A 5,308-nucleotide genomic window follows, 5' to 3' on the forward strand; every position below is an offset into this window, starting at 1 on the left:
GGAAAATTCGATATGGAAGGAAACCCAATCAAAAGCGATGCATTATACAACTATGTGCAATCTGTAGATGATCCTGCAATCATCAACAACACCCAAGGATTCGTATATACCTATCCTAATCGTATCTTCGCTCATTTTGATGTTGACCAGTTTGAAACCATGAAAAATAGAATCTTAAATGCAACCGGTTCAAACCGTGCTGTGGCAGTTACAATCAACCCGATTGAAGACGCAGAAGAGGAAGACATTCCATGCCTTCAGTTCCTTCAATGCCTTGTCCGTGACAACGAACTGACAATCCACTGCATATTCAGAAGCAATGACATTTTCGGAGCATTCTACTCCAACATGTTTTTCATTGCCTATTTGGGTCTTAAGATGAAAGAGGAAGTCAACAAGGAAATTGTTGGTGAAAAACTGAACTTCGGAGGAGTGCACTACCACTCAACTTCCGGACACATCTACAATACTGACATAAAGGCAGCACGCAAACTAATCAAAGCGAACAAATAAGGATTACACTATCCTTATCTTATTTTTTATTGACAGTTTTCCGTATCTGGAAGTAACTGTATATTTTCCCTTTTTGTATTTTTTGGTGATTTTCAAGACTGCAATGCCCTTATTTAACATTTATCTTGTTTGATACCTTATATCCATTATATTCTGCGGTAATTGTATAGGTACCCGGTTTTTGAGTGACCTTTAATGAGGCATAACCCTTTTTATCTGTATATGCATAGTACTTTTTGCCTTTTATCTTGAAGGTGACCTTCAAGCCTTTAACTGCCTTGCCGTAATCATCTACAACCTTGACCTTATATGACTTGCCTGCACCGTAATATGCTGTCAGACCCTTGTTTTGAGTTATTCTCTTGACCACATTGATATTTTGGGAATTGGTCTCGCCAGTTACGGGATTTGTAATTTTTACGGTGTAAGTTCCGGGATTTAACTTGACATTTAGAGAGATTTGTCCTTTTCCATCGCTGATAAGGCTATAGGAAACCCCATTGAAAATGACATCAATCTTCTTGTTTATCAATAGTTTACCGCCTGAATCTCTTAATATAGCCAGATACTTTGAATTAAGCGTATAAGTATTTGAACTAAACTCAATTGTTGATTTTACAATCAAATTTACATTTTTTGATGATTTTATGTACTCATCATCGCCTATGAAACTGATTTTTGCCCCATATGATCCGGCAGGAACCTCAACATTAAAAACGACCATTCCCTGACCATTGGTTCTTCCTTTAGTTGTCTGGCCATTGACTGTTAGATAGACATCCCTATGAGCAATTATGATTCCGTTTTCATCCCTTAGGACAGCAGAGTAACTGCCTCCATAGTAAACTGATGCATCAAAAGCCTCAATTCTGGTATTTTGATGATTGATAGTGAATGAGCCTGTCAAATCGTTGGCTTCATAAATCGGGCTGTCCAGTTCAACAACATAATCATAGATGCCCTTTTTGAGGCCGGTGAGCTCACATAACACATAGGATTCGGTTGTTGAATATACGTATTCTTCACCATGGACCTTAAGATTAATATCAAATCCACGTGTGGAATCCCTAATTCCAACGAAGAGATATGCATTGCATTCATCAATGACTATGTCCAAAGTCATGTTAACATTCAGTTTTGAAACGAAGAGCCTTTCTGAGTAAACAGAGGAGTTATAAATTTTATCGTCATAAAATGTTACGTAAATCGTATTGTTGCCTGTTTGCTTGAATGTATGGTTAATGTAAGCTATTCCATCCACTACATTCAAAATGAACAATTCCTGGGACATGAAAAATGCTATTCTTCCACTTTTAACGGGAGTGCCATTCAAATCTGTGACATGAGCAACAATATTTACAGGATTGTTTGCCTCAGTGGCAGTTATGTTGAGGGATATTTTTGTTTTGATTAATGACAATTGAATGGACCTCTCAGCATATGATGAGTTGTAGTAGAACACATCATCATATTGGGCACGGATTGTGCATTTCAGAGGAAAGACTGTAATGTTTTCCAGCTTTGCGGTACCGTTTACCACGGCCACACTATATTTTGCACCTCCAATGTCAAAGGCAACATTTCCGTATTTTACGGGATTGCCGTATTCATCCACAACCTTTGCGGTGACATTGACAGGATTGTGTTCACCTGTAATGTTCAATTCCAGGTTGGTGTTGATCAATGGATTGTGCAGTTCAGCGTGTGCCCTGGAATGGGTGTAGCCGACATCTTCAAACTCAACAGTGATATTTGTTGATGTAAGGATTATTTCCTTTTTGGCAATGCCATCGACAATATCAATAGTGTAGCGTTCATCGCCCACCTTAAAGTCAAGTTTTCCATGATTTATAGGATATCCCCATTGATTTAAGATACTTGCAACAATTGTTATCCTGTTCGAGGTTTTGTTTTCAAAGGATAATGCTATTGTGGAATCTATCGGATGCAGAATTGTAAACGCCTTGATGCATGCCACCTGTGACTCATAGAAATGATCAGGATATGTCCAGGATATGTTGAATAAATCCTTCCATGTCCTTCCGTCATAGCTGATGTATGAAATGTTTTCACGGTAAAAGAGATTGTTCAAGCTGAGTTTTTCTGAAATGGGAACTCCTGCATCTCCGTCAACTGTGATTTTAAACATTACCTCAAAAATGTCTCCGACATTAAGGGGTATCAGCTGGCCCAAATCGAAAGTGTGGTAACCTGCAGGACTGTCACCTGATTTTGTCAGCTTCAGACTGTTCCCCACACTGACTGCAAGCTCCCAATGTGTGCTCTTTTCAAAGTATGTTGAAACTGCCGCCAGATATTCATCATCTGTAGCGTTGAAAATGTTTTTGTACCATACAGTGTTTGTAGCATTCAAAAAGTAATCGGTTTTAGCTATATCATACTGATAGTTTTTGTCATATTTCATGGTGTCATTGAATATAAATGCGATTCCGCCCTTATTTTCACCAATTTTAAGGCAGGATTTATCAAAATATGAAACATAAAAGTAACCATCATTGCCCCATTCACTGCCCCAGCTGTTCTTTGCTATCCATGCACCTCTTCCAGGTGCTCCTGACATCTGGAAATTGTCATCCCATCCGACCAGCACGACCGCATGGTCGCAGACATGGTCTCCCATATAGCACTGCACATATTTCTTAGTTGCATATTCATAATGTGGAACCATATAGATAGGAGCATAAACCGCACCGTAATCCCTGATTGCGTTCTTGACTGAATTCAAATCAGAATAACTGGTTCTTTTCAAATACAAAACATTTTGGACATGCAGAACATCAGCCAAAATAGGGGACAGGACTCCGAAATCCGTATATCCGTCATCGGTTTCAAGAGCAGGACCCAACCAGCTTGTCAGATAGCTGAAACCCATATCATCATATCCTCCTTCATTCGGATCCATTGTCCAACCGTAATGGGAGTAGAGGGATGCAAGGTTCTTCATGTTTTCCTCTGACAGGTCAAGATTTCCTGAAGCCTTAAGTACTGCTGATTCAAGGGTTGCCACTATTGCAAAGGCCCAGCAGTTACCGGCATTCCGCTGATTTTTAACGGGAGTGACATAGCCTTCATCGACAGAGCTGTAATAGCCAGGAAGAGGAGAGCCATCATTAACATGATTGAATAGTGTGTAGTTGCCTGCGGTAAATATTAAGGATTCATTGACCTGTTTTAACAAATCATTATATGCCACAGCAGTATTGTTGGCGTAAGTGAGGTTGCTGAAATCGCAATGGGTGTTTGAAAGTGAATAGAATGCACCGGCAAGCATATCTGCTGAATTATTTATGAATAAACTATTGCCAACATTCAGAAGATTTGAAGCATCAACAAACAATCCTCCACCGTTTTTTGCATGATTATTAAAAAATTGTGAATTGTTTAATGTCATATTTCCGTAAATCTGATAGATTACACCGCCATCATATTTGGCCACATTGTCAAAGGCATAAACATTGTTCAATTGGGCATTTGATTTTAGAAAAGCAAAAGCGCCTCCAAAAGTAGCATTACAAGAGGAAATTTCCAAATCCTCACCTGTAAATGTTCCGGATTTGACATAAACTGCCCCGCCCGTATCCTTAAGGCATCTGTCATTGATGAATTTGGAACGTTTGATTGTCAGCCTGATATCCCTTGAATATTTGGACTCACAGGCAATAGCCCCACCGTAATTCAGGGCAGTGTTATTGATAAAAGTACAATCGGTGATTTCCAAAATCCCTCCATTCAGATAAACGGCTCCTCCACAGCCTGCATAGTTATTGATGAATGTGCAGTTAGTCAAATAGGTTTTGGTTTTGTCATTTACGCAATAGATGGCTCCACCTATACTGTTTCCATATCCGCTTAACTTAACCGCTGAAGAGTTGGCAAAAATAACATTTGAAGCTATCAGTTCCCCCTCATTTAATATATTGAAATTAAAAATGGTAACGTTTGCCAAAACAAGACGGGAATTTATAAGCAATGATTCGTCATTACCCCTCAAAATTGTTTTGGATGCATCCTGACCTATGAATGAAATATTGGTATGGGAGTTGCTGTCGGAAAATTCATATTCTCCATTCTTAAAGTGAAACACAGAATTGTCAAGGATTCTCCCGTCCCTAATTTCCCTGTAAGGGTCATCAATTGTTCCCTCACCATGGTCATTTGTGGCGTTGCTGTCGAAGTAAAAGTCAGAGGAAAGTGCCTGAGCATCTGAAGTGGAATTGATGCCAACAGTAGAGTTATCCGTAGCGAAAGCTGTCGGAATAATAAATAATAAAATTAAAACTATTGATGCCAATAGCATTAATCTATTTTTAGACACTCAAACCACCTATCTTTTAATTTTAATAGTATTTTTTACTTTCAATTTGCCGTATATGGTTGTAATGGTATATTTTCCAACCTTAACTTTCTTGGTAATCTTTAAAATGGCCTTACCTCGTTTATTGGTTTTTATCTTATAGGTTTTGCCTTTGAATTTGAAAGTGATTTTTTTATTCTTAATGATTTTTCCGTTTTTATTTAAAAGCTTTGCAGTGAATTTAATTATTTTTCCCTTTTTAACCTTAATGTTTTTGGTTATGATTGTTGATTTGACTGTAATCTTATTTGATACCTTAAATCCTTTGTATTCAGCAGTTATTGTGTATTTACCAGGTTTTAATGATATCTTAATGGACGCATAACCGTTATCATCAGTTGTTTTAATGTATTGCTTATTGTTTAATGTGAAAGTGACCTTGACATTTCTTGCAACATTACCATTGTCGTCAAATACGCG

The 5,308-nt window shown here is 38.1% G+C and carries 3 protein-coding genes; 1 reads left to right on the forward strand and 2 read right to left on the reverse strand.

Translation table 11 applies throughout. From position 1 onward, the window contains the following. A partial coding sequence (locus tag QZN27_RS08910; RefSeq protein ID WP_296786604.1) for a thymidylate synthase occupies positions 1-513 on the forward strand: 513 nt, incomplete at its 5' end. A gap of 109 nt (positions 514-622) precedes the next feature. Here QZN27_RS08910 and QZN27_RS08915 read toward each other — a convergent pair. Further along, positions 623-4,849, reverse strand: a complete 4,227-nt coding sequence (locus QZN27_RS08915; RefSeq protein WP_296786607.1) for a C1 family peptidase — start codon at positions 4,847-4,849, stop codon at positions 623-625. Positions 4,850-4,858: 9 nt separating this feature from the next. Then, positions 4,859-5,308: carboxypeptidase-like regulatory domain-containing protein (locus QZN27_RS08920; RefSeq protein ID WP_296786609.1), on the reverse strand; the 450-nt coding region annotated here is incomplete at its 5' end.

This window comes from uncultured Methanobrevibacter sp. (genome assembly GCF_900316895.1).
Lineage (GTDB): Archaea > Methanobacteriota > Methanobacteria > Methanobacteriales > Methanobacteriaceae > Methanocatella.